Here is a 1388-nt window from a genome sequence, read left to right on the forward strand (position 1 = left end):
CCCTTTCCCCCTCTCCTCCTCGATCTTCAGATCGAGCGTCCCCGACGGGCGAAGGGGGTTCGATGCCCCCTGAGCCCGTGTCAGCGCGACAGAAGAAAAAGGGAGGCTCCGGCGGATGCCGGAGCCTCCCATGGTGCTCAGTGAGCGTTGCGCGCTGCGCTGGCGAGCTCGTCAGGGCGCTGGTCTGCGAGGCGGAGAACGTGGAGCGGCACTCCGGCGTCCCGAAGCTTCTGAGCGAAGTTGGCCTGAATGCCCGAGCCCTGGCAGACGATCGCCTCAACCGGCTTCAGAGCGACGATCCGGTCGTTGCGAACGAACCCGGCGCTCCGTCCCTTGCTGGTGTCGAGCTTGAACTCGACAAGCTTGATCCCGCGCGAGGCCGCCCAGCAGCGTGCGATGGTGTCGCAGCCCTTGTTCTGAGCGGTCGTGACGAGGATCATGTTGGGGATGCGCTTCGCGATGTTGTCCAGGCGGGTCCAGATGATCGCGTCGTCGTGCCATTGTGCTCCGCCCGAGAAGGCGACGACCGGGCCTTCGGGTGCGTATTGCTCGCGGCGGCGCTGGGCGCGTCCGGCGAGATAGTCGCGGGCGTCGACCACCGAGGCGGTGAGTTTGCTCGAGACCCTGCTGCCCCTGACGGTGGAGAACGGCCGGCCGGTTTCGACACGGTAGATTTCGGCGGCGTGATCGCGCATGCATTCGAGCGCGGCGCGGATGCCCTCGAGCGTCTGGCAGAGCTGCTGTGTTTCCTCGAGTTCAACGGCGTAGATCTCCGACGGATCAAAGTTGCGGGCGAGCTCGCCGAGCTTCTTGGCGGCATCGTCCTCTCTGCCCTCGATGCGCTTGGCGACCATGTGGAAACTGTTGCAGAAGCCCCAGGCGAGATCGGCGGCGCATTCCTGCATCCTCGTATCGCGCAGCACATCGAACATCGTCTGCATCATGAGTTCGACAGCGGCGGCCGACTGATGCGCATCCGGCATGTCGGCATTCTCCGGCTCGGCAACGATGCTGAGTTTCGCCATCTCGCTCGTTTCGATGAACGCGGCGTCGTATTCGCCATTGTTGGCGTGGCCGAACTCATTGGCGATGTCTGCTTCGATCTGGGAAGCGCGCATCTCGGCAGCGAGGATCGCGAGGTCGGACAGGTTCGAAATCTTGGTCATAAATGCCTCCAACTGATTGAATTCGTTCCCACCATGGGAACCTCGAAAACCCATCAGTCGGGAGGCGTGCAGTCAGGGACGGCGCGCTTGTCGCGCCGCCGCCCTGCGGGCGCGGGGGAGCCGATTTTTTGCCGGGTGGCCGGCGCGCAGCGACACGGTCACCCGGCGGAAAATTGGGGGGACCGCGATCCTTGACGAGCGCCGAAGACTGATATGTTTCGG

Annotated in this window: 1 protein-coding gene; it reads right to left on the reverse strand. The window is 64.3% G+C overall.

The genetic code is table 11. The features are described 5' to 3' along the window. Positions 1–137: 137 nt before the first annotated feature. The gene (locus tag AX708_RS06085) at positions 138–1166 is read right to left on the reverse strand and encodes a DUF2493 domain-containing protein (RefSeq protein ID WP_066526634.1); all 1029 of its coding nucleotides are present in this window, start codon (positions 1164–1166) and stop codon (positions 138–140) included. Positions 1167–1388: the final 222 nt, after the last annotated feature.

This window comes from Erythrobacter sp. CCH5-A1, from assembly GCF_001557115.1.
Classification (GTDB): domain Bacteria; phylum Pseudomonadota; class Alphaproteobacteria; order Sphingomonadales; family Sphingomonadaceae; genus Erythrobacter.

Coding starts and splice junctions, on each gene's coding strand:
- AX708_RS06085 (WP_066526634.1), bottom strand. CDS start 1,166: ATGACCAAGATTTCGAACCTGTCCGACCTCGCGATCCTCGCTGCCGAG.